The sequence below is a fragment of the Tepidimonas thermarum genome, assembly GCF_007556705.1.
In the GTDB taxonomy this organism is placed as follows: Bacteria; Pseudomonadota; Gammaproteobacteria; order Burkholderiales; family Burkholderiaceae_C; genus Tepidimonas; species Tepidimonas thermarum.
This window is the reverse complement of record NZ_VJOL01000111.1, coordinates 1-1,442: the sequence shown is the minus strand read 5'-3', so window position 1 is coordinate 1,442 and position 1,442 is coordinate 1. Positions and strand designations below refer to the sequence as shown.

Here is a 1,442-nt window from a genome sequence, read left to right as displayed (position 1 = left end):
GTAGCGCAGCGGCGGCACCTGGTCAAGAAGGCAGTGCAGCGCCGGAAGCCTCGCACCTGATACCGTTCCAGCACCCACGCTATACCGTTCCAGCAGGTAGGCGATGCCGTTCCAGCAGGTAGGCGATGCCGTTCCAGCAGGTAGGCGATACCGTTCCAGCAGGTACGCTATCCACAGGCCGAACAGGCCAAAACTCGATATAAATCAAATACTTACGCGGGCGGCGGGTGACCCCCTAATCCTCTTCTAATCTTTTTCTAATCCACCGGCCTGCGCTCGCTGCGCCACTGGCCGCGAAGGGGCAAGGCTGGCGTTCCACCATATAAGTGCCCCCCCCAAGGGGGGGATGCATACGCCCCCCCGGCGCGCCACCGCTACCCCGTAAAACAGCGGACGGGCGCGCCACGGCCAAAGGCTTAGCAGGGCGCGACCACCGGGCCTGCGCTCGCAGCGCTACTGCCGCGAAGGGGCGGGGCTGGCGCGCTAGCGCGCGGGGAATGGGGCAAAGAAAAGTGGCCGGCTTGTAGTTGACATCCTCCCCCGCCTAAAGTCGGGGGATTCCTACGGCGCTCACCCCGGCATCGAGCCGGAATGAGTCGCTTCGGTGGGTTCCTGCTTCCGACCGCCTGTGCGGTTCGATCCACAGGCCATCCGGGCTGACAGAGGCAAGCGCCTCCATCCCACCGCAAGCGTGCGGCGTGTCCTGCCCTTCGTCTCGCAACAGTTGCATCCCGCGAGAAAGGATGTTGATCGCGCCGACCAGATCGGCGTTTTCCTCGAAACCGCATTCGACGCATAGAAACCGGGCTTGGCAACGGCGGTTGTCCGCCGACACATGGCCGCAGGCCGGGCACGTCCGCGACGTGTTCTGCGGCGGCACGACGATGAGATGCCCGCCGGCCCATGCCAGCTTGTAGTCCAGTTGTCGGCGGAACTCGAACCAGCCTTGATCGAGGATGGACTTGTTCAGGCCAGACTTGGCCCGAACATTCTTGCCCGGATTCTCGGTTGTGCCTGCCGCCGACCTGGACATGTTTCGCACCTGCAAGTCCTCGATGCACACCATCGCGTGGTTTTGGCTGATCGTGGTCGTGGCCTTGTGCAGGTAGTCGCGGCGGACGTTACCGATCCGGGCGTGAATCTTCTGGACGCGGGCTAGTAACTCGTCGAACTTTTTCATCGTGGTAGCGCTAAATGCACCTTAATCGCGTCCTCAACAGCCAACATATCTGGCTTGGACAGCGTGCCAAGCTTTTCCTTGAGACGCGACTTGTCGGCGGCCATGATCTGGTCAGCCATCGCTTTGCTGCTCTGCCCGCCGACAGTTACGACGGCTTCGCCGGGATACTGTCGCCCGGTGTTGCTAGTCAAAGGCACCACGACCACACGAGAAAGGTGTCGATTGGCCGCGTCGTTGCTCACGATCACAGCCGGGCGCGTCT

1 protein-coding gene and 1 pseudogene are annotated in these 1,442 nt (G+C 62.5%); both read right to left on the bottom strand.

The genetic code is table 11. From position 1 onward, the window contains the following. Positions 1-544: 544 nt before the first annotated feature. Positions 545-1,156: pseudogene (locus Tther_RS13115) on the bottom strand (RNA-guided endonuclease InsQ/TnpB family protein); the annotation flags it as partial. A gap of 20 nt (positions 1,157-1,176) precedes the next feature. Next, on the bottom strand, positions 1,177-1,442 hold a 266-nt coding region (locus tag Tther_RS13110), incomplete at its 5' end, for a type II toxin-antitoxin system PemK/MazF family toxin (RefSeq protein WP_143904570.1).